27 protein-coding genes and 1 other annotated feature are annotated in these 24,339 nt (G+C 31.6%); all 27 genes read right to left on the reverse strand.

Going from position 1 to position 24,339, the window contains the following annotated elements:
• Position 1: 1 nt before the first annotated feature.
• The 27 genes from KQI89_RS04080 to KQI89_RS04210 all read right to left on the reverse strand — a co-directional run bounded on the left by KQI89_RS04080 (position 2) and on the right by KQI89_RS04210 (position 24,336).
• Positions 2-265: a DUF1292 domain-containing protein gene (locus tag KQI89_RS04080; protein WP_216456010.1), complete on the reverse strand. Its 264-nt coding sequence runs from the start codon at positions 263-265 to the stop codon at positions 2-4.
• 57 nt (positions 266-322) lie between these two features.
• A complete protein-coding gene (gene ruvX / locus KQI89_RS04085; protein WP_216456013.1) occupies positions 323-736 on the reverse strand; it encodes a Holliday junction resolvase RuvX in 414 nt (137 codons plus the stop codon).
• A 52-nt stretch (positions 737-788) separates the two neighbouring features.
• Positions 789-1,043: an IreB family regulatory phosphoprotein gene (locus KQI89_RS04090; RefSeq protein WP_032121847.1), complete on the reverse strand. Its 255-nt coding sequence runs from the start codon at positions 1,041-1,043 to the stop codon at positions 789-791.
• Positions 1,044-1,292: 249 nt separating this feature from the next.
• On the reverse strand, positions 1,293-3,935 hold the full coding sequence (gene alaS / locus KQI89_RS04095; protein WP_216456015.1) for an alanine--tRNA ligase: 2,643 nt from the start codon (positions 3,933-3,935) through the stop codon (positions 1,293-1,295).
• Between the two features lie 46 nt (positions 3,936-3,981).
• Positions 3,982-4,154 (reverse strand) — a binding site (T-box leader).
• Positions 4,155-4,219: 65 nt separating this feature from the next.
• The gene (locus tag KQI89_RS04100; RefSeq protein ID WP_216456016.1) at positions 4,220-5,239 is read right to left on the reverse strand and encodes an AI-2E family transporter; all 1,020 of its coding nucleotides are present in this window, start codon (positions 5,237-5,239) and stop codon (positions 4,220-4,222) included.
• A gap of 22 nt (positions 5,240-5,261) precedes the next feature.
• Positions 5,262-5,741, reverse strand: a complete 480-nt coding sequence (locus KQI89_RS04105) for a PRC-barrel domain-containing protein (RefSeq protein WP_216456018.1) — start codon at positions 5,739-5,741, stop codon at positions 5,262-5,264.
• Positions 5,742-5,887: 146 nt separating this feature from the next.
• Positions 5,888-6,322 carry a Fe-S cluster assembly scaffold protein NifU gene (gene nifU, locus KQI89_RS04110; protein ID WP_216456659.1) on the reverse strand — a complete coding sequence of 145 codons (435 nt, stop codon included), beginning with the start codon at positions 6,320-6,322 and terminating at the stop codon, positions 5,888-5,890.
• Positions 6,322-7,506 carry a cysteine desulfurase NifS gene (gene nifS, locus KQI89_RS04115; RefSeq protein ID WP_216456019.1) on the reverse strand — a complete coding sequence of 395 codons (1,185 nt, stop codon included), beginning with the start codon at positions 7,504-7,506 and terminating at the stop codon, positions 6,322-6,324. The genes nifU and nifS overlap by 1 nt, the downstream gene beginning before the upstream one ends.
• Positions 7,507-7,517: 11 nt before the next feature.
• Entirely contained in the window at positions 7,518-7,961 is a 444-nt protein-coding gene (locus KQI89_RS04120; protein WP_032121852.1) for an RrF2 family transcriptional regulator, read from the reverse strand.
• Between the two features lie 124 nt (positions 7,962-8,085).
• Positions 8,086-9,357, reverse strand: a complete 1,272-nt coding sequence (locus tag KQI89_RS04125; RefSeq protein WP_216456021.1) for a replication-associated recombination protein A — start codon at positions 9,355-9,357, stop codon at positions 8,086-8,088.
• Between the two features lie 111 nt (positions 9,358-9,468).
• The gene (gene arcC / locus KQI89_RS04130; RefSeq protein ID WP_216456023.1) at positions 9,469-10,419 is read right to left on the reverse strand and encodes a carbamate kinase; all 951 of its coding nucleotides are present in this window, start codon (positions 10,417-10,419) and stop codon (positions 9,469-9,471) included.
• Positions 10,420-10,480: 61 nt separating this feature from the next.
• Positions 10,481-11,464 carry an ornithine carbamoyltransferase gene (gene argF, locus KQI89_RS04135; RefSeq protein WP_216456024.1) on the reverse strand — a complete coding sequence of 328 codons (984 nt, stop codon included), beginning with the start codon at positions 11,462-11,464 and terminating at the stop codon, positions 10,481-10,483.
• An 18-nt stretch (positions 11,465-11,482) separates the two neighbouring features.
• Positions 11,483-12,706, reverse strand: coding sequence for an arginine deiminase (gene arcA, locus KQI89_RS04140; protein WP_032121856.1), 1,224 nt, complete (start codon positions 12,704-12,706; stop codon positions 11,483-11,485).
• Between the two features lie 523 nt (positions 12,707-13,229).
• A complete protein-coding gene (locus tag KQI89_RS04145; RefSeq protein WP_032121857.1) occupies positions 13,230-14,036 on the reverse strand; it encodes an acetyl-CoA carboxylase carboxyltransferase subunit alpha in 807 nt (268 codons plus the stop codon).
• Positions 14,037-14,912: an acetyl-CoA carboxylase, carboxyltransferase subunit beta gene (gene accD, locus KQI89_RS04150; RefSeq protein WP_216456026.1), complete on the reverse strand. Its 876-nt coding sequence runs from the start codon at positions 14,910-14,912 to the stop codon at positions 14,037-14,039.
• A 9-nt stretch (positions 14,913-14,921) separates the two neighbouring features.
• On the reverse strand, positions 14,922-16,256 hold the full coding sequence (locus tag KQI89_RS04155) for an acetyl-CoA carboxylase biotin carboxylase subunit (RefSeq protein ID WP_216456028.1): 1,335 nt from the start codon (positions 16,254-16,256) through the stop codon (positions 14,922-14,924).
• Between the two features lie 10 nt (positions 16,257-16,266).
• Positions 16,267-16,689 (reverse strand): 3-hydroxyacyl-ACP dehydratase FabZ, encoded by a 423-nt coding sequence (gene fabZ / locus KQI89_RS04160; protein ID WP_032121860.1) that lies wholly within the window; start codon positions 16,687-16,689, stop codon positions 16,267-16,269.
• A gap of 3 nt (positions 16,690-16,692) precedes the next feature.
• Positions 16,693-17,214 carry an acetyl-CoA carboxylase biotin carboxyl carrier protein gene (gene accB / locus KQI89_RS04165; RefSeq protein WP_216456030.1) on the reverse strand — a complete coding sequence of 174 codons (522 nt, stop codon included), beginning with the start codon at positions 17,212-17,214 and terminating at the stop codon, positions 16,693-16,695.
• 3 nt (positions 17,215-17,217) lie between these two features.
• Positions 17,218-18,459 (reverse strand): beta-ketoacyl-ACP synthase II, encoded by a 1,242-nt coding sequence (fabF, locus tag KQI89_RS04170; RefSeq protein ID WP_216456031.1) that lies wholly within the window; start codon positions 18,457-18,459, stop codon positions 17,218-17,220.
• 17 nt (positions 18,460-18,476) lie between these two features.
• On the reverse strand, positions 18,477-19,217 hold the full coding sequence (fabG, locus tag KQI89_RS04175) for a 3-oxoacyl-[acyl-carrier-protein] reductase (RefSeq protein ID WP_216456032.1): 741 nt from the start codon (positions 19,215-19,217) through the stop codon (positions 18,477-18,479).
• A gap of 10 nt (positions 19,218-19,227) precedes the next feature.
• Entirely contained in the window at positions 19,228-20,166 is a 939-nt protein-coding gene (gene fabD, locus KQI89_RS04180; RefSeq protein WP_216456033.1) for an ACP S-malonyltransferase, read from the reverse strand.
• Positions 20,167-20,175: 9 nt separating this feature from the next.
• A complete protein-coding gene (gene fabK, locus KQI89_RS04185) occupies positions 20,176-21,117 on the reverse strand; it encodes an enoyl-[acyl-carrier-protein] reductase FabK (RefSeq protein WP_216456034.1) in 942 nt (313 codons plus the stop codon).
• A gap of 22 nt (positions 21,118-21,139) precedes the next feature.
• On the reverse strand, positions 21,140-21,361 hold the full coding sequence (locus KQI89_RS04190) for an acyl carrier protein (RefSeq protein ID WP_216456035.1): 222 nt from the start codon (positions 21,359-21,361) through the stop codon (positions 21,140-21,142).
• Positions 21,362-21,473: 112 nt separating this feature from the next.
• Positions 21,474-22,436 (reverse strand): beta-ketoacyl-ACP synthase III, encoded by a 963-nt coding sequence (locus KQI89_RS04195; RefSeq protein ID WP_032121867.1) that lies wholly within the window; start codon positions 22,434-22,436, stop codon positions 21,474-21,476.
• 11 nt (positions 22,437-22,447) lie between these two features.
• Positions 22,448-22,903, reverse strand: coding sequence for a MarR family winged helix-turn-helix transcriptional regulator (locus KQI89_RS04200; RefSeq protein ID WP_032121868.1), 456 nt, complete (start codon positions 22,901-22,903; stop codon positions 22,448-22,450).
• Positions 22,904-23,071: 168 nt separating this feature from the next.
• Positions 23,072-23,836, reverse strand: coding sequence for a histidinol phosphate phosphatase (locus KQI89_RS04205; RefSeq protein ID WP_216456036.1), 765 nt, complete (start codon positions 23,834-23,836; stop codon positions 23,072-23,074).
• Positions 23,836-24,336, reverse strand: coding sequence for a flavin reductase family protein (locus KQI89_RS04210; protein WP_032121870.1), 501 nt, complete (start codon positions 24,334-24,336; stop codon positions 23,836-23,838). Before KQI89_RS04210 ends, KQI89_RS04205 begins: the two co-directional genes overlap by 1 nt.
• Positions 24,337-24,339: the final 3 nt, after the last annotated feature.

Raw genomic sequence — 24,339 nt, forward strand, 5'->3', positions numbered from 1 at the left:
ATTAATTAAGCTGATCTTCTGAAAAAATAGCACCGTAAGCTTCAGCTATCAACTCAAATTCGTCCTCATCTTCTACAGTAACTAAAATATCATTTCCATCATCATCTTTTAATATTTTTAAGGCTATAGCCTCTGTTTCACTTTCTTCCATTGAAGCTACTATTACATATTCATTTTCTTCTATGTCAAATTTAGTAATTACCTCAAATTCAACCTCATTACCATCTTCATCCTTCAAAACGATTGTACTTACATCATTTTCCATTTCCTGCACTCCTTTTTTTATTGTAATTTTAAAAGTTGTCTCTTCCTTTGTCAATATCTACTTAGAAATCCTATCCAAGTATCCTTGAAGTATATAAGTAGCTGCAACTTTATCAACTATCTTTTTTCTTTTAGCTCTTGAAAGATCTGCTTCCAACATAGCTCTCTCTGCCGCTATGGTAGTAAGCCTCTCATCCCACATTTCTATGGGTATATTTAAAGCTTTTCCTATCTGCTTAGAAAAGCCTAATATCTTTTCGCCTTGTGGTCCAATGGTACCATTCATATTTTTAGGTAATCCCACCACTATGGTCTCTACTTCGTATTCTTTACATATAACTCTTATTTCTTCTATATCAACATTTTTATTTTTTCTTCTAATAGTAGTAATTCCTTGGGCAGTAAAACCTAAAGGATCACTTACTGCTACTCCAATAGTTTTATCACCAACGTCTAAGCCTAATATTCGCATAAACTGTCTCCTCTTAAAATATTAAAATAATAAGTGCCCCAAAGGGCACTTATTATTTTATACTTAAATAAGCTTTTAAAACCTCTTCAAGTATTTCATCTCTCTCAAGCTTTCTTACTAAAGCCCTTGCACCATTGTAATTTGTTATATAGGTAGGATCTCCGGAAATCAAATACCCAACTAATTGATTTACAGGATTATATCCTTTTTCCTGTAATGAATCAAAAACCTCTGTAAGGATTTTTTTAGTTAAGGCTTGCTTATCCCTACCTAAATCAAATTGCATAGTATTTTCATTATTACCCATGTTCTGCGCTGCCATAAAACTTAAAGTTTAAAGCAGCTTCACCCCCTTACACATTATAAAATTAAATGTAAGAATGATATCTCTATCTATATTATTTACTTTTACATCTATGCTTATTCAAAACTTTGATGTTTATATATATTATAAATCAAAATACCAAAATTGTACACTATATATATTAGGACTTCAAAATATGTTAACCTTTCTATTCTAGACATCATTACATATAGAAGTCCTAAAAGTTTTTTATTATGCTTTTATCATAGATTTTAGCGTTTCTTCTACACTAGCCAAAGCCTCTTCAACTTTTTCAGGTTTTTTACCTCCTGCCTGCGCCATGTCCGGCCTTCCACCGCCGCCACCACCTGCTATGGTAGCAACTTCTTTAATTATCTTTCCACAGTGAACACCTTTAGATACAGCATCCTTTGTAGCCATAGCTAATAGATTTACCTTATCCCCTACTACACTAGAGAGGACTACTACTCCATTTTCAATCTTATTTCTTATACTATCCCCTAAATCTCTTAAAGCATCCGTATCTACATCTTTTAATTGAGCCCTTATTACTTTAATACCTAAAATATCTATTGACGAATTTAAAATTTCATCCTCTGCACCTTGTACAAGCTTTGATTTTAATTCAGATATTTCTCTATCCTTCTCTTTTAATTCTTGTACACTATTATGCAGTCTATTTATTAAATCTTTTTCTGAACATTTTAAAATTAGAGAACTTTCTTTTATTAAGGATTCTTTTTCTTCTACATAATGTATAGCATTAAATCCAGTAACAGCTTCTATTCTTCTTATGCCTGCAGCAACCCCTGATTCAGATAATATCTTAAATAGTCCTATCTGCCCTGAATTTCTAACGTGAGTTCCCCCACATAGTTCTCTACTAAAATCTCCTACAGATACTACTCTAACATTTTCTTTGTATTTATCATCAAATAAAGCTATAGCACCACTACTCTTGGCTTCTTCTATACTCATCTCTTCTGTGTTTACATCAAAAGCTTCCATAATTTTATCATTTACAAGACTCTCTATTTCTTTTATCTCTTCTAAGGTAACCCCCTTAAAATGAGTAAAGTCAAATCTTAATCTATCCCCATCAACATAAGATCCAGACTGGCTAACGTGCTCTCCTAGAACTTCTCTTAATGCCTCGTGTAATAAATGAGTTGCTGTATGGTTCTTACATATAGCAGCTCTTCTTTTCCCATCTACTGTTAAAGTCACTTCTTCATTTATAGATAACTCTCCATAAGTTATATTAACAAAATGAATTATTTTTCCTGAGATATTTTTCTTGCAATCGTAAACCTCAGCCTTAAATCCATCTTTTTCAATAATACCTTTATCTCCAACCTGGCCTCCCATTTCAGCATAAAAAGGAGTATTCTCTACTACGATGATTCCCTTTTCTCCCGCCTTTAATGTAGAAACAAATTCATCATCTTTTATAAGACAAGATACCTTTGAGGAAAAACTTATATTTTTATAACCTACAAACTTAGAGTTTAAATCTGTATCTATTTTATTCAATATATTACTGTCATTTCCCATATAGTTGCTCTCGCCTCTAGCTTCTCTTGCTCTTTTTCTTTGAAGTTCCATTTCTTTATTAAAACCTTCTGTATCTACTACAAGTCCTTTTTCATTTAATATTTCCTCAGTTAATTCTAGTGGAAATCCGTAAGTATCATAAAGTTTAAAAGCCTTATCTCCTGCTAGTATTGATTTATCTTGCTCTTCTATTTCTTCTATATATCCTTTTAAAATGTCTATACCTGAATCTATGGTTTCATTAAATCGTTCTTCTTCTAAAAGAATAACCTTATTTATATAATCCTTCTTCTCTACTAATTCTTTATATGCATTACCATAATTAGCCATTACTTTTTCAACTATATCATTAATGAAGGTTCTTTTTATACCTAAAAGTCTTCCATGTCTTGCAGCTCTTCTAAGAAGTCTTCTTAAAACATATCCTCTTCCTTCATTAGAAGGTAATACACCATCAGCAATTAAAAAAGAAACACTTTTGGCATGGTCTGCTATTATTCTTAAAGAAACATCTGTTTTTTCATCTTTTCCATAGGAAACATCTGCTATTCTAGCAGTCTCATCTAATATATCCTTTATAGTGTCAACTTCAAATATATTCTTTGTTCCTTGCATAATAGTGGCAATTCTCTCAAGACCCATACCTGTATCAATATTAGGATGTTCTAATCTATTGTATACTCCATTTTCATCCTTATCAAATTGAGTAAACACAAGATTCCAAAACTCAACTACTCTATCACTTTCAGAAGCTTTAATAAAATCTTCAGCAGTTTTTATTTCACCTTCTCCTCTGTCAAAGTGTATTTCTGAACATGGACCACATGGACCTTGACCTATTTCCCAAAAGTTATCTTCTTTACCTAATCTAAATATTCTGCTTGGATCTACATCGGTTTTATTTACCCATATATCAAAAGCTTCATCATCTTCTAAATAAATAGTAACATATAGCTTATCTTTCGGTATGTCTAAAACCTTAGTTACAAACTCCCATGACCAAGGTATTATCTCCCCTTTAAAATAATCTCCAAAAGAAAAGTTTCCAAGCATCTCAAAAAAAGTAGCGTGTCTTGAAGTCTTTCCTACATTATCAATATCTCCTGTTCTAATGCATTTTTGACAGGTAGTTATTCTTTTGCTAGGTGGAGTTTTTAATCCTGTAAAGTACGGTTTCAATGGAGCCATGCCTGCATTTATAAGTAATAAACTTTTATCTTCCTTTGGAACTAAAGGAAAGCTTTCTAACCTTAAATGATTTTTACTTTCAAAAAATTTTAAATAAGATTCTCTTAATTCATTTAAACCCATGTATTTCATATTTTTACCTCCTATTATAAAAACAAATAAAAAAAACCTCCATCCCAAAAGGGACGAAAGTTGTAATTCCGCGGTACCACCCTAGTTATGTACCAAAGGTACATCTCTTTAATATTTAGCTCCAAGACAGCCTTCAGTCTAATATCTAAGAAGTTTTCACCTGCCACTTCCTCTCTAAATAGTCTATGTAGACTTACTCCTTCTTTTCACAGCTAATAATATTTCTTTATAGGCAAATTATATGTTATTCTAGGATTTATGTCAATATTTTAAATCCTTTATATTTAAAATAAATAATAATTTATGTCCTCATAAATAACCTTTAATATCACCCCTATAGGCACAGCTAAAATAAGTCCTAATAAGCCGCCTAATTCTCCTCCAATTAATATTAGAAGTATGATTATCATGGGATGGATAGAAGTACTATAACCTATTATCTTAGGGGATATAATGTCTCCTTCAATTTGTTGAATTATATATAAAAATATAGTTACCCATATAGCTTTTTTTGTAGATTGAAATAAAGCTATAATTATTATTGGTATAGCGCCAAATATAGGTCCGAAATATGGAATTATATTGAAAATAGCATTTATAATAGATAGTAGTAATGGAAATTCTATTTTAAAAATCATTAAGGAAATAAAGGTAAATACACCAATTACAAGGCAGAGTATGAATTGACTTATTATATACCTGCCTAAAATTTCATCTATATCTTTTGCAATATTTCTTATTACCCTCCTCTTTTTAACAGGAAAAAACAGTATAAGTTTCTCGCAGATAATATGTTCATCTATTAGAAAGTAGTAAGCTAACACTGGAACTACTGCATAAGATAATGCATTCTCTCCTATGCTAATTATGCTCTCTAAAGTATTAGCAGAAATACCAGCTATATATCTATTTACCTTTTCCCCTATTAACTCTTCAACCATTATAAATATTTTATTATTATTTAGTTTTAAATTTTCATACATATTAACCATCCATTTATCTATAACCTCTAGCTTAGAATATACGTTTCCACTTTCTTTAAGTATGGTAGGTATTATTATAAAAAAAGAAAACATAAATAAAAGTAAAAAAGCGGTTATAAGTAATATTCCTGAAACCTTGCTATTTATACCTTTAGATATAATTCTAGTATGTATAGGTCTTAAACTATAATATAGTAGAAAAGATATTATTATTACCATAGTAAGATTTCTTAATATATCTATTTTCCACCAAACATATGTTAAAATTATTAGGGCTATTATCACAAGTAAATATTTTATTTTTTTATTTATAACCTTCATCTTTTTACCTCAGAAAAATATTTTACCACAATGTCTTATTAGGTATGTTCTTAAAATCTACTCCTTGAACTTTGCATAAAATTATGTTATGTTCTCCTAGCATTAACTGCCTGGGTGAAATTATTTTTTTATGTTTAAATAATTTATAAAAAAATCCCTCACATATAACCATGGCTTTTATACTATAATCTTCAGGATCTATTATCATATCCTCTAATACACCTATTATATTTCCTTCTTTATCTATGACTTCTAAATGTCTTATGTTGTTAAATTCTAGGAAATCATCATCCCATACATCCCTTACTATTATTCTCTCATTTATATATATTATGTCTTTAACAGAAATGTTTATATCCTTTGCCAACAAAGAGTAGGAGGACAACTTAAATCCTGTTATTTCAGCCTTTGAAAAATCTAATAGTATATCTTTAACTACTCCTATTTTCTTTCCATTAACATCTAAAACTTTTTTAAAAAGCATATCCTTATATTTCCACATAAATTCACCACCATTCACCTTACAAGTACTTTTATAAAAGCTACTTATAAAATAGGCATTTATATTTATTTTTATCAAAAAATAAAAAAATAATACCCCTTTGAGAGTATTATTTTTATAAATATTTTATTAAAAATTGCTATATATTATTCTCCGTGAACTTCGCTATGTAGCTCATCATGATTATGTTCTTTATAATCCCATGGTTTTAACCCAACAGATTCTCTGTAATCATTTATTGCTTTATGAATAGCCTCTTCTGCTAAAACTGAGCAATGCATCTTCACTGGTGGTAGTCCATCTAATGCCTCTGCTACTGCTTTATTAGTTAAGTCCCATGCTTCTTCTAATGTTTTTCCTTTTATAAGTTCCGTAGCCATACTAGAAGATGCTATTGCAGATCCACAACCAAATGTCATAAATTTAACATCTTTTATCACATTATCTTCAACTTTAAGATATATCTTCATTATATCTCCACATTTAGCATTTCCAACTTCACCAATTCCATTAGCATCTGATATCTCTCCCACATTTCTTGGGTTTCTAAAATGATCCATTACCTTATCGCTATACATAATTAACTTTCTCCCTTCTTAATGAAATCGTGCCACAAAGGTGACATATTTCTTAACCTATCTATTATTCCTGGCAATACGTTTAAAACATAATTCACTTCTTCTTCAGAGTTGCCGTCACCTATAGAAAGTCTTAGGGATCCATGAGCTCTTTCATGATTAAGACCTATAGCTAATAAAACATGTGATGGATCTAAAGCCCCAGAAGTACAGGCACTACCGCTAGAAGCACATATATTTGCATCATCTAAGGATAATAGTATACCCTCTCCTTCTATAAACCTAAAACAGACATTCACATTACCTGGTAATCTTTTATCTCCCTTTGGTCCGTTTAGTCTTGTATGTGGAATTTCCATAAGTCCATTTATTAATTTATCTCTTAATTCAATTAATGTTGCATTGTTCTCTTCCATTTTATCTACAGCAATTTCTAAAGCTTTACCTAAGCCCACTATACCTGCTACATTTTCTGTACCTGCCCTTTTAGCTCTTTCTTGGGCTCCACCATGAATTAGATTATCAATCTTTATGCCTCTTCTTATGTATAAAGCGCCTACGCCTTTAGGTCCATAGAATTTATGAGCTGCTAAGGATAATATATCTATATTCATTTCCTTAACATCTACAGGAATATGACCTACTGCCTGAACTGCATCTGTATGGAAAATAACTTTCTTATCTCTACAAATCTGTCCTATTTCTTTTATAGGTTGAATTGTTCCAATCTCATTGTTTGCAAACATTATAGAAACTAATATAGTCTTATCAGTTATTGCATTTTTTAGTTCTTCTAAATTTATAAATCCTTCTTCATCTACATCTAAATATGTAACTTCAAACCCATGCTTCTCTAAGTACTCACAGGCATGAAGTACTGCGTGGTGTTCTACCTTAGAGGTTATTATATGATTCCCCTTTGTAAAATTAGCAAAAGCAACGCCCTTTACAGCCCAATTATCTGCTTCTGTACCACTTCCAGTAAAAAATATTTCATTTCTTTCACAATTTATAGCCTTTGACACCCTATCTCTACTTAAATCTATAGCTTTTCTTGTATCTCTTGATATAGAATAAACAGAGGAAGGATTTCCATAATGCTCAGTAAAATAAGGTATCATTTCTTCTAATACCTCTGGTTTAGTATATGTTGTTGCAGCATAATCCATATATACTACCTTTTCCATGTTACCACTCCTTACTTTTGGATTTTAATGTCTTGGTGTGAAATTTTTATTCTGTTATAATCCTCCACCATATCTTTTAAGGTAACAGATTGCATAACACTATCTATACTATGCTTTATCTTAGCCCAAAGAAGTCTCGTTGCACAGCAATCCATGTTATCGCAAGGAGTACCTTCGACACAATCTGAAATTTCTATAGGTCCTTCAAGAATATCCATAATATCTGCCACAGTTATATCCTCTGGCTTTCTATTTAAAACATATCCTCCTTGAGCTCCCCTAATACTCTTTATCAAATTAGCTTTTCTAAGGGGGGAAAACAGTTGTTCAAGATAATATTCCGATATGCCTTGTCTTTGAGATATACTCTTTATGGAAATAGGTGCTCCACCATAATTTATAGCTAGATCAAACATTGCCTTTACACCATATCTTCCTTTAGTAGAAAGTTTCATAATTATCACTCTCCTATTAATGTTGAGTGTTTTACTTGATTTTCATGATAATTTTATCAAAGCCGACCATAGTTGTCAACAATAACTTAATTTATGATAAAATTGGTTTGTTAATAAACAAACCTTATTCATTCTTAATCTTATTCCAATATTCCCTTGAAGTCTGTTCCATTTTATTATATCCATATTCATAATAAACTCTCTCCCTGATATTATCCGGTAGATACTGCTGTTTGACATAGTTATTTTTAAAGTTATGAGGATATTTATACCCTATTCCTCTACTTAAACTTTTAGCTCCACTATAATGAGCATCTTTAATATGAAGAGGAATGTCTCCTACTTCTTTTTTCTCTAAATCCTCTAGTGCTCTATCTATAGCAGATATCACAGAATTGGATTTAGGAGATGTAGCTAATAGTATAACAGCCTGTGCTAATGGTATTCTTGCTTCTGGAAATCCTAAGGTCATGGCTGTATCCACACAACTCTTTACTATAGTTATTGAATTAGGATAAGCAAGACCTATATCCTCACTAGCTATAACTAAAAGTCTTCTGCATATGGAAATTAAATCTCCTGCCTTTATAAGTCGAGCTAAATAATGAAGAGAAGCATCTGCATCACTACCCCTTATGGATTTTTGAAAAGCACTTAAAATATCATAATGATTGTCTCCTAACATGTCATAAGAAACTACCTTAACTTGAGTGCTGTCTCTAGCTACATCTAAGTCTATAACTATATTATAATTTTCATCTGGTGGCGTAGAATAAACTGATATCTCTAAAGCATTTATAGCTTTTCTTACATCACCATTAGAAGCATTTATAATATAATCTTTAGCCTCATTTTTTAGCTGTATATTTATACTTTTTTCTTCTTCACTTATTATCTTAACAGCTCTTTCTAAAGCAAATCCCATATCTTCTTTTTCAATTGGCTTAAATTCAAATATAGTAGATCTACTTAAAATAGCCTTAAATATGTAGTGATATGGATTTTCTGTAGTGCTAGATATAAGAGTAATCCTGCCATCTTCTATAAATTCTAATAAAGACTGTTGTTGTTTTTTATTGAAGTTTTGTATCTCATCCAAATAAAGCAAAATTCCATTAATTCCTTCAAAAGTATCTAAAGAACTTACTATTTCTTGAATATCCTTTAAGCTAGCATTAGTTGCATTTAGTTTGTAAAACTTTTTATTACCCTTTTCTGCAATTATGTTTGCTACAGTAGTTTTACCAATTCCAGGAGGTCCATAAAATATCATATTAGTAATACATCCACTTTGCAAAATTCTATCTAATATCTTCCCTTCTCCCAAAATATGTTTTTGTCCTACTACGTCCTTTAATTCTCTAGGTCTTATCTTATCTGCTAGAGGTTTCCTCATAATCATCACTCTTTCAATATCTATTATAAATAATAAGTATATTCTATCATAAATATAAAAGGATATCCTAATTATCCTAGGATATCCTTTTGCTCCATTACTTATTTGAAACTATAAAGTTATAGTTGTTCCTGTAATTCCTTTTAATCCTTCTTTAACTTTATCAAGAGAAGTTATTATAGTTTCCCTCTTTTCTTTAGAGGTGGCAAATTTTATAGCAGCTTTTACCTTAGGTAACATAGAGCCTGGAGCAAAGTGCCCCTGCTTTATATATTCCTCCATGTCTTTTACCTTCACTTTATCTAGTGATTTTTCTTCTGGCTTTCCATAATTTATATAAACCTTTTCTACAGCTGTTAGAATTAAAAACTTATCTGCCTCTAATATCTCCGCTAACTTTTCAGATGCAAAATCTTTATCTATTACAGCATCAACTCCCTTAAAGGTTCCATCTTCTTTTTCTAGTAAAGGTATGCCACCACCTCCTACTGTAATAACGATGTGTCCTGCTTCCATTAAAGTTCTAATAGAGTTTTCTTCTATAATTTTAATAGGAAGAGGTGAAGGTACAACTCTTCTCCATCCACGATTAGCATCTTCTTTAAATACATAACCTTTTTCACTACTAATTTTCTTTGCTTCATCCTCTGTAAAGAATGAACCTATTGGTTTAGAAGGGTTTTTAAAATTCTCATCCTTTTCGTCTACAACTACCTCTGTAATTAAAGTTACTACTTCTTTATTTATTCCTCTTTTAATTAACTCCATTTTAATAGCCTGTTGAAGATGATATCCTATATATCCTTGACTCATGGCTCCACACTCTGGGAAAGGCATAATAGTGTTGTTTTTTTCTATATTATGAGCTGTTTCATAAGTTGAAACTATTTGTCCTACCTGTGGTCCATTGCCATGGGCTATTATAATATCATGGCCTTCTTTCACTAAATCTACTATATATTTTGCCGTGTCTTTAGCTGTATTTAATTGACTTTCAGCTGAAGTGTCCTTAGGGTTAGATTGAAGAGCATTTCCACCTAAAGCAATAACTATTCTACTCATCTTTACCTCTCCTCTAAACAAGCTTTATTTTAAAAATTATTTAAAATAAGTTGTATTTTAATTATAATGTAGCTACCATTACAGCTTTTATAGTATGCATTCTATTTTCAGCTTCATCAAATACTACAGAATGTCTACTTCTAAATACCTCATCTGTAACTTCTCTAATATCTAATCCTTTATTTTCTTTAGCCTCTTTTGCCACTTGAGTCTCAAAATCGTGGAAGGAAGGAAGGCAATGCATAAATATTACATCTTCATTTTTTGTAGCCTTTAGCATATCCATATCTACCTTATAAGGAGTTAATAATTTTACTCTTTCTTGCATTTTTTCTTCCTCTCCCATAGAAGCCCATATGTCTGTATAAATAACATCTGCATCCTTAACATCTTTTATATTGTCAGAAACTTCTATAGTAGCTCCAGTAGCTTTTCCTATGATTTTGCACTTTTCTAAAATTCCTTCATCTGGCCACAATTCCTTTGGAGCTAAAGCCATATAGCTCATCCCCATTTTTGCACAACCATACATTAAAGCATATCCCATGTTATTTCTAGCATCACCTACAAAAACTAATTTAACCTTATTTAAAGGTTTCTTTATGTGTTCTTCTATAGTCATAAGATCTGCTAAAACTTGAGTTGGATGATCTATATCTGTAAGTCCATTCCATACTGGAACCCCTGAATATTTAGATAAAAGTTCTACGGTTTCTTGTTTATACCCTCTAAATTCTATTCCATCATAGTACCTTCCAAGAACTTTTGCTGTATCTTCTAAGGACTCTTTACTTCCCATTTGGGAATTGCTTAAAAATGTAATATGTGCACCTTCATCAAGAGCAGCTACCTCAAAAGCACATCTAGTTCTTGTAGATGTTTTTTCGAACAATAATACAATGTTTTTTCCCTCTAAAACTTTTTTATTCTTTCCTACTCTTTTTTCTGATTTTAAATCATGAGCCAAATCTAATAGATATCTTATTTCACCTGGAGTAAAATCCAATAATGTCAATAGACTTTTACCTTTTAAATTTACAGCCATTTTAATCCCTCCAAAATATTATATATTTTCTCTCCATATGGGCATACTCATGCACCTTGGACCTCCCCTACCTCTTGAAAGCTCAGAGCTTGGCATAGTTAATACTTTTATATTGTTTTTTTCTAGTAGCTCATTAGTTACATAGTTCCTCTCATAGGTAATAACAGTTCCTGGTGATATGGCTAAAGTATTTGAACCATCATTCCATTGTTCTCTACCTGCAATAATAGCATCTCCACCGCCGCATCTTAAAAGTTCCACAGAAGGTAATTTTAAAACATTTTTTAATATATTATTCAAAACATCTTTATGAGAATTAAATATTAAAGCCCCCTCTTTACCTTTAGTTATTTCATATACATTTAAAGGTCCTTCTATTTCTGGATGAATAGTAAACTTATCATAATCTACCATTGTAAACACAGTATCTAAGTGCATAAATGCCCTGCAAGAAGGAATTTCAAAAACTAAAACCCTTTCAAAACCTGATTCAGCTCTTAATAAATTCTGTGCTAACATTTCTATACCCTCTGGAGAGGTTCTTTCACTACAACCTACAGCCAAAACTTTATCTGACAATACAAGTTGATCTCCACCTTCTATACTGTAAGGTACATCTCTTTTATACCAAAGTGGCGTTTCTTCACTTTTAAATAAAGGATGCTCCTTATATATACATTCCAAAAATAAGCTTTCTCTCCTTCTAGCTAAGGTATGCATACGATTAATACTTAACCCCCTACCTATGGCAGCAGCCGGATCTCTAGTAAAATATAGATTAGGCATAGGATCTAAGTAAAAAGGATATTTATTATCCATTATTTCTATTAAGGATGATATTTTTTTAATTTTAATTTCATCTTTTCTAACCCCAGAAATTAAAGTATCTACCATTGTCTTGGAATCCATAGCCATTAAATATTCTGATAAAGATTCCATAAGAGAGTGAGAGGTTAGTTTGCTCTCTTTCAAAAATTCTAATAAAAAATTATTTTTGAGTCTTTCGTTTTCTAATACCTCTGATACTAAATCTTCTACATAATACACTTCTACCCCGTTTTCCTTCAAAATCTTAGCAAAGCCATCATGCTCTTTTTTTGCAGCTTTTAGATAAGGTATATCATCAAAAAGCAATCTATCAAGATACGCTGGAACAAGATTCTCTATTTCTTTTCCTGGTCTGTGCAAAATTACTTTTTTAAGTCTTCCTATTTCAGATGTAACATTTATACTTTGGGACATCTTGTCCACCTCCATATATTTTAATAACCAAAAGTATATAAAACTATTATATGTCATAAGAATATTTTCTGAAAATTCTTATAACGTCTTATAAGTTCATTTTAATTCCCTATTAGCAGAATATTCCATCTACTTTCTCTATGCTCTTTGTAATTACTGCATACTTCTCTATGCTACAGAAGTTTCCATTTGATTTATTTTTTATACTATGCATATATGTATAAAAATACCAATCCCTTTGAATTTAACATTTTTTATGAATAACTATGCATCCTTGAAAAACCTAAATTTATAAAGTTAACAAAAATTTAAATATTTAAGTTCTACATACATGTTTACATTCCATAACATTCATTGTTTATAGAAGGTACTCTTTACACTCCCCACTTATATAGTCTCTTCTAAGCTTAAGATAGATAGGTACTTCATCTGAAGCTTAGTTATAACTTGATAAATAGTTATTTAAATAATGCTTTAAATAAAAAAAGAACCCTAAAATTAGGGTTTCCTGAGTGTAATGCTTTTATTCATTATAAATACCAAAATTTCTATATCTATTATATCTCCTATATATTAAAGAGTTACTTTCTATATCCTCATATCTATCTATAAAATCAATTATTTCATGTCTCATATAGGATGCCACTGAAAATGGATCCTTTTGTAATCCCTCTAAAGGTTCTTCTATTATTTTATCTATAACTCCAAATTTTAATAAATCTTCACTGGTTAACTTCATCATTTCTGCAGCCTCTTTTGACTTTTTAACATCTTTCCACAAAATGCTAGCAAATCCTTCTGGTGATAATATGGAATAAATGGAATTTTCCAGCATCCAAACCTCGTCTGCCATTGCCAGAGCTAAAGCTCCTCCACTTCCTCCTTCACCTATAACCACCGAAAGTATAGGTACTTTTAATCTTGCCATCTCTAAAAGATTAGAAGCTATAGCATGACCTTGCCCTCTTTCCTCTGCTTCTACTCCACAAAATGCCCCAGGAGTATCCACAAAACATATTATAGGTCTATTAAATTTTTCAGCCTGCTTCATAAGTCTTAAGGCTTTTCTATACCCCTCTGGATGAGGCATACCAAAATTTCTAACTAAGTTTTCTTTTGTATCCTTACCTTTTACTTCTGCTATAATAGTAAAAGACTTATCTTTTAATCTCCCAATACCTCCTATTATGGCTTTATCATCTCCAAAACATCTATCCCCATGAAATTCAATAAAATCATCAAATATATTCTTTATAAAAAAATCTGAAGAGGGTCTATCCTTTAACCTAGCTAAAGTAACTTTATTCCAAGCCTTATTTATATCACTCATTTATTCCTCCCTCCTATGATAGAGCAACAAGCTTCCTAGGACTTCTTTTAAATCCTTTCTATGAATAATATTATCTACAAAACCTTTTTCTAACATGAATTCTGCACTTTGAAAACCTGAAGGTAGTTTTTCATTTATGGTTTTTTCAATTACTCTTTTTCCTGCAAAACCAATTAATGCTTGTGGTTCACTTAATATTATATCTCCCTGCATAGCAAAGCTAGCTGTAACGCCTCCTGTAGTTGGATCCGTTAAAACTGTTATATATAATAATCTGTTTTCATCAAAAACTGATAAAGCTGCGCTAATTTTAGCCATCTGCATAAGGGATATAATACCCTCTTGCATCCTTGCTCCACCAGATGCAGTAAATATTATTAAAGGTAACTGCTTTTTAACTGCAAACTCTATGGCTCTTGTTATTTTTTCACCTACCACTGAACCCATACTTCCCATTATGAAGTTACTATCCATTATAGCTATAACTGTAGAAACACCATCAATCTTTCCTTCACCAGTAACTACTGCCTCATTTTCTCCAGATAGGTTTATAGACTGCTTTATCTTTAATTCATAGGCAGGAAAATTCATAGGATTAGATGTGGTTATATTATCAAACATCTCTAAAAAAGAACCTTCATCACAGATCATTGAAATCCTCTCTCTAGCACCTAATCTAAAATGATAATTGCAGTATTTACAAACTTTAAGATTATCTTCTACATCTTTTTTATACATAATCTTTCCGCAACCTTCACATTTTATCCAGGTTCCTGAAGGAATTTCAGGTTTTGCTTCTTCTATATTGTTTTTATTACTTAAAACCTCTCTATTAATAGTTATATATTTTCTCTTTTTAAATATATCTTTTAGCATTATACTTCATCACTTCCTATTTAAAAAGGAGGTATCATAAATTCCTTTTATGAAATCTTCTCTACATAATATTTCAAACTGCAATTCAATATTATTTTTTATACCTCCAATTACAAATTCGCTCAATGCCCTTTTCATCTTCATTATGGCTTCTTCTCTATTTCTTCCATAAACAATTAGCTTTGCTAACATAGAATCATAAAATGGCGGTATGGTATAATCTTGATATATGGCACTATCTATTCTAATTCCAGGTCCCCCAGGAATTAGAAGTTCCTGAATTTTACCTGGGCAAGGTCTATAATCATTATTCGGATCTTCTGCATTTATCCTACATTCAATAGCATGACCTTTAATTTTAATATCCTCTTGTTTAAAGCTAAGTTCTCTTCCATAAGCAATATTTATTTGCTCTTTAACAATATCAACTCCTGTAACCATTTCTGTAACGGGATGCTCTACTTGAATTCTAGTATTCATCTCCATAAAATAAGGTATACCCTTGCCATCTACAAGAAACTCTATGGTACCTGCATTAGTATATTTTGCAGCTTTAGCTGCTCTTACTGCCATGATTCCTAACTCTTTTCTTAAATCCTCTGATATAAAAGGCGAAGGGGATTCCTCTAATACCTTTTGATTTTTTCTTTGGATTGAGCATTCTCTTTCTCCAAGATGAATAACATTGCCCTTTTCATCGGCTAAAATCTGAACCTCTATATGATGAGGATTTTCTATAAACTTTTCTATATACAAGCTACTATCTCCAAAACATGCCTCTGCCTCAGCCTTAGCTAAATTATAGGCACCTTTTAGCTCTTCTTCACTTTTAACAATTCTTATACCTTTTCCTCCTCCGCCATTGGAGGCCTTTATCATTATAGGAAATCCTATATCCTTTGCTATAGCTAAAGCTTCCTCTTCATTTTTTATATCTCCTTCAAAACCAGGTATAACTCTAACTCCTGAATTTCTCATAAAGTCTTTAGCCTTTGCCTTATCTCCCATAAGATCTATAACTTCACTTTCAGGACCTATGAACTTTATATTACATTCATTGCAAATAGAAGCAAACCTACTGCTTTCAGCCATAAATCCAAATCCCGGATGTATAGCCTCTGCACCTTTTAAAACCGTAGCACTTATTATGTTTTCTATATTTAAATAGCTATCCTTAGAATTGCTAGGGCCTATGCATACAGCTTCATCTGCTAACATGGTGTGAAGAGCTGTAGCATCTGCCTCTGAATAAACAGCAACAGTACTTATTCCCATTTCCCTACAAGCTCTTATTATTCTTACAGCAATTTCTCCTCTATTAGCAATCAATATCTTCTTAAACATAGCTCATCTCCTAACTGCCTAAAGCAAACATTAACTCAACTTCACAAGCAATTTCTTCTTCTACTTTTGCTATGGCCTTTCCTACACCTATATTGCCCTTCATTTTTATGATATCTACTTCTAATTTTAATCTATCTCCTGGAACTACTTTTCTTCTAAATCTAGCTTTATTAATTCCAGCAAAATAAGGTATCTTACCCTTATTTTCTTCTAAACTTAAAATGGCAATAGCTCCTGCTTGAGCCAGTGATTCTATAATTAAAACTCCTGGCATTACAGGTTCTTCTGGAAAGTGACCAATAAAATGTTGCTCATTTATGCTTACATTTTTATAAGCAACCACCTTTTCTCCTGGTATCACATACTCTACAAAATCAACTAATAGGAAAGGATATCTATGAGGAATTATCTCTTGTATTTCTTTAATATTCATCTTCTACACTTCCTTTCTTATTTTAAATAGAGCTTCACCATATTCTACAAAATCATTATTCTCCACTAAAACCTCTACTACTTCTCCATTAAATTCACTTTCTATTTCATTCATTAGTTTCATGGCCTCTATAATACAAATCACTTGACCTTTTTTTATAGTATCTCCTCTTTTAACAAAGGAGGGTTCCTCTGGTGTAGGAGCAGAATAAAATGTACCTACCATGGGGGATTTTATTATTGCATATTCTTCTTCCAAAATTTCTTCTTTTCTTGTTTCTTTCTTTACTCCCTCTGAGTCTTTATCTTTACCAAAAATCTTTTCATTTGTAGTTAAACCGATGCTATTATCTTCTATTTCAAAATTAATATCTTCATCTAACTTACAAATCTCTTTTCTCTCTTCCTTAGATTTATCTAATTTTATATAAGCCTCTTCAGTTTTTATTTCAAACAAAGCTATACTTGAATTATCTACTCTGTCAATAATTTTTAATAATGACTCTAAGTCTAAATTCAAACCCATATGCTAATTCTCCTCCCACTTTTTTATTAATAGAGAAGCATTATGTCCACCGAATCCTAAAGAATTTGACAAGGCATAAGTCAAATCAGCTTTCCTTCCTTTGTTGGGAACATAGTCTAAGTCACAATCTTCATCTTTTACTTTATATCCTATAGTAGGAGGGATGTATCCTTCTTGAAGGGCTTTTATGGAAACTATGGCTTCTACAGCTCCAGCTGCTCCTAATAAATGTCCTGTCATAGATTTTGTAGAGCTTACAGGTATCTTATAGGCATAATCTCCAAATAATCTCTTAATAGCTAAGGTTTCAAATTTATCATTATACTCAGTACCAGTACCATGGGCATTTATATAAGATATTTCATCTTTGTTAATACCTGCTTCTTTAATAGCATCTTCCATAGCTCTCATGGCGCCTTCCCCTTCTGGATCTGGTGAAGTCATATGATATGCGTCACAGGTTGAACCGTATCCCACGATCTCACCATAAATATGAGCACCTCTTTTTAATGCATGATTAAGTTCTTCTAATACAACTATGCCTGCTCCTTCTCCCATAACAAATCCATTTCTTTCCTTATCAAAAGGTATAGATGCTCTGTTTAAATCAGTACTATTACTTAGAGCTGTAAGGTTAGTAAATCCAGCCATAGCTAAAGGTGTTATTGAAGCTTCAGTTCCGCCAGCTATAACTACCTCTTGATAACCATCTTTAATAAGTCTAAATGCATCTCCTATAGCATTAGTTCCTGTAGCACAAGCAGTAACTACAGTATAACATACTCCTTTAATACCATTTTTTATGGCTATAGTTCCTGGAGCCATATTGCTTATTATCATAGGTATAATAAGAGGCGATACCCTATTAGGTCCTTTGTTAATTAAATTTTCTTCTTCCTTTTCTATAGTACTAAAACCACCTATACCTGAACCAACTATAACTCCTATTTTATATGGATCTTCTTTGCTAATATCTAAATTTGAATCTTTAATAGCCTCCTTTGCTGCAATTAAAGAAAACTGACAAAATCTATCCATTCTTTTCACTTCTTTTTTTTCTATAAAATCTTCTGGATTATAATCCTTAACCTCTGCTGCAATTTTAACTTTAAAATTATCTGCTTTAAAAGCTTTTATATAATCTATTCCACAACAGCCTACCATAATATTATTCCAAAATTTTTCTACAGAATTACCTAAAGGAGTTATGGCTCCTAGTCCTGTTATAACAACTCTATTCTTCAAAGCTTTTATCTCCTTTCCTATATAACCATACCTCCGTCTACCTGAATCACTTGCCCAGTTATGTAATCTGAAGCAGGTAAACTTAAGAAAGCTACAGTTTCAGCTATATCTTCCACAGTCCCCAACCTTTTAAGAGGTATGGAAGATTCTAATTTTGCTTTTACCTCTTCTGAAAGTTTATCTGTCATATTTGTACATATAAAACCTGGTGCCACAGCATTAACATTTATCCCTCTACTACCTAACTCTTTTGCCAGAGATTTAGTTAGTCCTATCAAAGCTGCCTTTGAAGCAGAATAATTTGCTTGACCTGTATTTCCATAAACGCCTACAACAGAAGACATATTTATTATCTTTCCACTTTTTTGTTTCAACATAAAAGGTACTACATGCTTCACACAATTAAAACTACCTTTTAAATTTACATCTATTACTTTATCAAAATCTTCTTCCTTCATCCTTAGTATCAAGTTATCTCTAGTTATACCTGCATTGTTCACCAGTATATCAACTCTATTATATTTTTCATAAGCTAAATCCATAAGTTCTTTTGCACTTTCAAACCTACTTATATCTCCCTTATGCAAAATAGCATTACCGCCATGACTTTCTATATATTTAAGTACTTCTAAAGCTTCTAATTCTTCATTTCTATAATTAATAACCAAATCAGCGCCTAGTGATGCTAACTTTAAAGCTATAGCTCTACCTATGCCCCTTGAAGCTCCTGTCACTACTGCACATTTGCCTTTTAACATATAACTCCTCCTAAAGCTTTTTATTTAAAACCTGTAAAGTTTTTTCTAAAGATTTCATATCTTCTATATTTAACACTAGAGCTTCTCTGTTTATTTTTTTTACAAAGGAACTAAGGGTTCTTCCAGGTCCTACTTCTAAAAAAGTATCTACTCCAGAATTAATCATTGTATTTACGCTTTGTTCCCATTTAACAGGACTCATAACTTGTTTCACAAGAGTAGATTTTATATCTTCATCCTTTATAAAACCTCCAGTAACATTGGTTACTATTGGAACCTTTTGTGTTGAAAGTTTTACTGTTTTTAGCTCTTCTTCCAATCGTATAGAAGCTTCCCTTAACAATAGAGTATGAAATGGCCCACTGACATTTAACCTTTTAGCCCTAACCTTATATTCATTATTAGCTATTTCTACAGCATACTGTATTGCTTCTAAGTCTCCTCCTACAACTATCTGTCCAGGACAATTATAGTTTGCCACCTCTATGAAACCTTTATGTCTTGATTTACTACATATTTCATCTATATCTTTTATAGTTCCTCCAAGTAAAGCTGCCATAGCACCTTCTTTTCCTGTAACTGCCTCTTCCATAAACCTTCCACGTTTTTTAACTAAAGCTACTGCTGTTTCAAAGTCTAGAACCTTGGAGCACACTAAAGCTGAATATTCACCTAAACTTAAGCCTGCTACAATTTCAGGAACAATACTGTATCCCTCTAGAGCTCTTAATAAAGCTATGGTTACAGTTAATATTGCTGGTTGGGTATATTCTGTTTTATTTAAAACATTTTTTTCATCCTTAAAAATCAAATCACAAATATTAAATTGTAAAACCTCTGAAGCCCTATGAAAAACTTCCCTACTCCCTTGAATATTTCTATAAATCTCATAAGCCATCCCTACATATTGGCTACCTTGACCTGGAAATATAAAAGCTACCTTTCTCATGGTATCCTCCTAAATTCTACAGCTAATGTTTTTAATTACATTTTCAGCTTCAAAGAAAATTTCTTCAATTATCTCCTTACAGCTTTGCTGTTTTTTTACAAGTCCTGCTATTTGACCTGCCATAACAGATCCCCATTCTGTATCTCCTTCTAAAACCGCCTTAGGCAATCTTCCTTTTCCTAAGTTTTCATAGTGTTCTAAAGGTGCAAAATTTTTCTCTAGGCTTTGAAATTCTCTAGAAAGCTTATTTTTTATAACTCTAACAGGGTGACCTGTAGCTCTTCCTGTAACCATAGTATCTATATCTTTAGCATTTATTACCTTTTGCTTATAATTTTCATGAACCTTACATTCTTCTGCTACCAAAAATCTAGTACCTAGTTGAACACCTTTAGCACCTAGCATAAAAGCTGCTGCTACACCTCTTCCATCACCAATTCCTCCTGCTGCAATTACTGGTATATGAACAGAATCTACTACTTGTGGCACTAATGCCATAGTGGTAAGTTCTCCTATGTGGCCCCCTGCTTCACATCCTTCTACCACTACTGCATCTGCTCCACTTCTTTCCATTCTTATAGCTAAAGCAGTAGAAGCCACAACAGGAATTACTTTAATGGCTTTTTCTTTCCACATAGACATATACTTTCCTGGATTTCCTGCTCCAGTAGTTACAACTTTCACCTCTTCTTCAGAAACAATCTTTGCAATTTCTTCTGCATAGGGACTAAGTAGCATTATATTTACTCCAAAAGGCTTATCTGTAAGTTCCTTTGCTTTTCTTATTTCATTTCTTACCCATTCAGGTGAAGCATTACCAGCACCTATAAGTCCAAGGCCACCTGCATTACTAACTGCAGCAGCTAAAGAACTATCAGCTACCCAAGCCATTCCACCTTGGATTATAGGATACTTAATACCTAATAATTCACATAATTCACTCGAGAACATATCTTACCTCCAAAGGATTTCTTTATTTTGTAACACTTTCTATATATTCCACTACATCTTCTATAGTCTTTATATTCTCTACCTCTGCTATTTGTATATTAAATTCTTCTTCCAACTCAATAACTATTTGAAATAAGTCTAAAGAATCTACTCCTAACTCTTCAAAGGTAGTACTTAATTGTAATTTATCCCCTTCTATATCTAATTGAGTTCCTATTATCTTTTTTACTTTATCTAATATCATAATGTTACCTCCAATTTATTTTAATTTTATACTATGAATACCATCCATAATGCCTTAGTGGGTATTCTATTTAATGAAACTTTACCGAAAGCCAGGAATTACTTTATATTAATTACCATTCAATTAATATACAACCGTAAGTAAGTCCGCCTCCAAATCCTACTAAAATTATTTTATCTCCTTTTTTCACCATAGCTTTTTCTACTACTTCACTAAGAGCTATAGGAATACTTGCGCTAGATGTATTTCCATAAAGGTTTAAATTTATATAGAACTTTTCTAATGGCAAATTAAGTTTACTTGCAGCAAACTCAATAATTCGTTTATTAGCTTGATGAGGTATTATATATTTTATATCTTCTATTTTAGTATTTGACTTTTTTAAAACCTCTTCTACAGAATCTACCATTGCCTTTGTAGCAAACTTAAAAACTTCTTTACCATTCATAGTTACAAACTTATTATTCAAAATAGAATTATCTTCATTTAGTTGTCTAGAAGCGCATTTAAGGTATTCTCCTTTATCCCCATTAGATTTAGTAACATACCCCATTATCCCCTCTGACTCGCTCTGTGTTAGAAGGGCAGCTCCAGCACCATCACCAAAAAGAACACAGGTATTTCTATCTTTCCAATCTACAATCTTAGAAAGCACTTCAGCTCCTACTACTAATACATTTTTTGCTCCACCTGAGCAAATAAAGGAATCTGCTATAGTTAACCCATATATGAAACCTGAGCAAGCAGCATTTATGTCAAAGGCTGTTGCATTTATTGCTCCAAGTTTTTTTTGTACTTCGCAAGCACCAGAAGGAGTGAGATTTTCAGAGGTTATAGTTGCCATAATTATCATATCTATTTCCTCTGCCTTTATTCCTGCATTTTTAATTGCCATTACAGCTGCATTAAAAGCTATATCTGTAGTTTCTTCATCCTTGCAAATCCTTCTTTCTTCTATACCTGTTCTGGATATTATCCATTCATTACTAGTGTCAACCATTTTTTCTAGGTCCTGATTTGTTAATTTATAAGGTGGTACATACATACCTGTACCTATAATTTTGGATTTTTTCATATAAAAACTCCTCATCTATCCTGAAGTTTATACTTTTCTTTAAAAAAGCTATTTAATTTTTCTAAAGAACTAATAAGAGTCTTCTCCTCTTCCTCACTTAATCCATTTATGGTGGCCTTTATCATGTCAGAATGAAATTTTTCGTGAAGTCTATAGGCAAGCTTTCCTCTTTTAGTAAGTTGTATTAATACTACTCTCCTATCCTCCTCTATCCTCTTTCTCTCCACATAGCCTTTTTTTATTAATTTGTTAATAGCTGTAGTTAAAGTTCCTACTGTTATCTTTAGATCTGTAGCAACTTCCGACATAGTTCTAGCTTCATACATACCTATAGCTTCAATGGTATGTATTTCGGTAACAGATAAATCATTTAATTCTCCATTTCGAAGAGCATTTTGCTCTATTTGAAGTATGTCATTAAAAATATCCACCAATAGTTCATTTAATACATGTATACTTTTGCTCATAATCTCCTTTACGCTCCCATTCTTTTTTATATAATTTCATACTAATGTAGGGAGGTGTTAAAATCAAATATAATTTAAATTTGACTTTCAAATATTTTGATAGTCAAAGTATATAATATAAAAAAACTCCTGTCAACAAAGTTTTAGGAATTTTTTTATGTAAATTTTCTATAAATAGTTCATTTTTCTATCTTTAAAGTAAACTACTTTTAAATCTAATGATGTTGAAATTTCAGTAGCCAGGGAAAAGTTATTACCTATATGTTCCTTTACATGTGCATCTGAACCTATGGATATATTTTTTCCACCTAACTCTTTATATCTTTTATATATAGGGAACAAATTATCTTTTACAGCTTTTAACCCAAGCCTTCTGGTATTAATCTCCATAACTATATTGTTATTTATACAACTTTTAATAATCTCATCTATAATGTCACTATGTTCATCATAATATAGCTCCTTATCTTCAAAGGGGCCATATCTACATATGTAATCTATATGAGCTAATATATCTATGTAAGTATGATTCATAATATTTTCTAATAAACTTTCAAGATATTCTTTATAGACTTCATTTTTTTCTCTATTTTCATAGGTAGACTTGTGAAATATATCTTTATCTCCTAAAAAATGCAGAGAACCTATAACCTGGTCAAAGGAATTATTCATTATTATTTCTCTATTTATATCCTTAAAGTCCCTACTCATACCTAATTCTATTCCCAAAAGGAGATTATTATTTCTATACTTTCCATACTCCTCAAAATAATCTTCTATATTAAATTTAAACTTACCCTCTTCAGGATGGTTAGTATCCATATGTTCCGTGATAACTAAACCTATATTATATTCCTTACCTTTTAATAAAGCTTCCTCCAAAGTCATATTAGAATCCGTAGAAAATTTAGTATGTATGTGGCTGTCAAACATTATTTATCACCAACATAATAATCTATTACTTCGCCATAAAACACAGTGTGATAATCTCCTTCTAAATAAGTGGATTTATTTATATCTTCACTTATTATTTCTGGACTAATATTATGTTTATAAACTACCTTACATTCAAAATATACATCGCACCCATCTATAACAGGACTTTTTAGCTTATTTGAAGGTTTTGTATTAATCCCAGCCAATTGAAACTTATCTACATCTCTTCCTGATTTTGAGCCACAAACCCCTAGTGGCTTCTTCATACTATTATCTAAAGGAAGACTTATAGTAAATTCACCACTTTTATCTATTATATCATGTGTAAATCTTGATTTTCTAACATAAATAATAAAAACTGGTTTTCCCCAAGCGAGTCCTAAGTTTCCCCAGCTTATAGTCATTGTATTTATAATTTCTCCATTTTTAGAAGTAAGAAACGCTCCTTGTTTATGAAAATTTTTCATATTTTTATCAACACTTTTTAAAGCTTCCATAAA

It is taken from the genome of Clostridium simiarum (genome assembly GCF_018919175.1).
GTDB classification, from domain to species: Bacteria; Bacillota; Clostridia; order Clostridiales; family Clostridiaceae; genus Clostridium_L; species Clostridium_L simiarum.

What these genes read in the sequence shown, in the direction of transcription:
- KQI89_RS04080 (WP_216456010.1), bottom strand. Translation starts at nt 265, where the DNA reads ATGGAAAATGATGTAAGTACAATCGTTTTGAAGGATGAAGATGGTAAT.
- ruvX (WP_216456013.1), bottom strand. Translation starts at nt 736, where the DNA reads ATGCGAATATTAGGCTTAGACGTTGGTGATAAAACTATTGGAGTAGCA.
- KQI89_RS04090 (WP_032121847.1), bottom strand. Translation starts at nt 1,043, where the DNA reads ATGGGTAATAATGAAAATACTATGCAATTTGATTTAGGTAGGGATAAG.
- alaS (WP_216456015.1), bottom strand. Translation starts at nt 3,935, where the DNA reads ATGAAATACATGGGTTTAAATGAATTAAGAGAATCTTATTTAAAATTT.
- KQI89_RS04100 (WP_216456016.1), bottom strand. Translation starts at nt 5,239, where the DNA reads ATGAAGGTTATAAATAAAAAAATAAAATATTTACTTGTGATAATAGCC.
- KQI89_RS04105 (WP_216456018.1), bottom strand. Translation starts at nt 5,741, where the DNA reads ATGTGGAAATATAAGGATATGCTTTTTAAAAAAGTTTTAGATGTTAAT.
- nifS (WP_216456019.1), bottom strand. Translation starts at nt 7,506, where the DNA reads ATGGAAAAGGTAGTATATATGGATTATGCTGCAACAACATATACTAAA.
- KQI89_RS04120 (WP_032121852.1), bottom strand. Translation starts at nt 7,961, where the DNA reads ATGAAACTTTCTACTAAAGGAAGATATGGTGTAAAGGCAATGTTTGAT.
- KQI89_RS04125 (WP_216456021.1), bottom strand. Translation starts at nt 9,357, where the DNA reads ATGAGGAAACCTCTAGCAGATAAGATAAGACCTAGAGAATTAAAGGAC.
- arcC (WP_216456023.1), bottom strand. Translation starts at nt 10,419, where the DNA reads ATGAGTAGAATAGTTATTGCTTTAGGTGGAAATGCTCTTCAATCTAAC.
- argF (WP_216456024.1), bottom strand. Translation starts at nt 11,464, where the DNA reads ATGGCTGTAAATTTAAAAGGTAAAAGTCTATTGACATTATTGGATTTT.
- arcA (WP_032121856.1), bottom strand. Translation starts at nt 12,706, where the DNA reads ATGTCCCAAAGTATAAATGTTACATCTGAAATAGGAAGACTTAAAAAA.
- KQI89_RS04145 (WP_032121857.1), bottom strand. Translation starts at nt 14,036, where the DNA reads ATGAGTGATATAAATAAGGCTTGGAATAAAGTTACTTTAGCTAGGTTA.
- accD (WP_216456026.1), bottom strand. Translation starts at nt 14,912, where the DNA reads ATGCTAAAAGATATATTTAAAAAGAGAAAATATATAACTATTAATAGA.
- KQI89_RS04155 (WP_216456028.1), bottom strand. Translation starts at nt 16,256, where the DNA reads ATGTTTAAGAAGATATTGATTGCTAATAGAGGAGAAATTGCTGTAAGA.
- fabZ (WP_032121860.1), bottom strand. Translation starts at nt 16,689, where the DNA reads ATGAATATTAAAGAAATACAAGAGATAATTCCTCATAGATATCCTTTC.
- accB (WP_216456030.1), bottom strand. Translation starts at nt 17,214, where the DNA reads ATGGGTTTGAATTTAGACTTAGAGTCATTATTAAAAATTATTGACAGA.
- fabG (WP_216456032.1), bottom strand. Translation starts at nt 19,217, where the DNA reads ATGTTAAAAGGCAAATGTGCAGTAGTGACAGGAGCTTCAAGGGGCATA.
- fabD (WP_216456033.1), bottom strand. Translation starts at nt 20,166, where the DNA reads ATGAGAAAGGTAGCTTTTATATTTCCAGGTCAAGGTAGCCAATATGTA.
- fabK (WP_216456034.1), bottom strand. Translation starts at nt 21,117, where the DNA reads ATGTTCTCGAGTGAATTATGTGAATTATTAGGTATTAAGTATCCTATA.
- KQI89_RS04190 (WP_216456035.1), bottom strand. Translation starts at nt 21,361, where the DNA reads ATGATATTAGATAAAGTAAAAAAGATAATAGGAACTCAATTAGATATA.
- KQI89_RS04195 (WP_032121867.1), bottom strand. Translation starts at nt 22,436, where the DNA reads ATGAAAAAATCCAAAATTATAGGTACAGGTATGTATGTACCACCTTAT.
- KQI89_RS04200 (WP_032121868.1), bottom strand. Translation starts at nt 22,903, where the DNA reads ATGAGCAAAAGTATACATGTATTAAATGAACTATTGGTGGATATTTTT.
- KQI89_RS04205 (WP_216456036.1), bottom strand. Translation starts at nt 23,836, where the DNA reads ATGTTTGACAGCCACATACATACTAAATTTTCTACGGATTCTAATATG.
- KQI89_RS04210 (WP_032121870.1), bottom strand. Translation starts at nt 24,336, where the DNA reads ATGGAAGCTTTAAAAAGTGTTGATAAAAATATGAAAAATTTTCATAAA.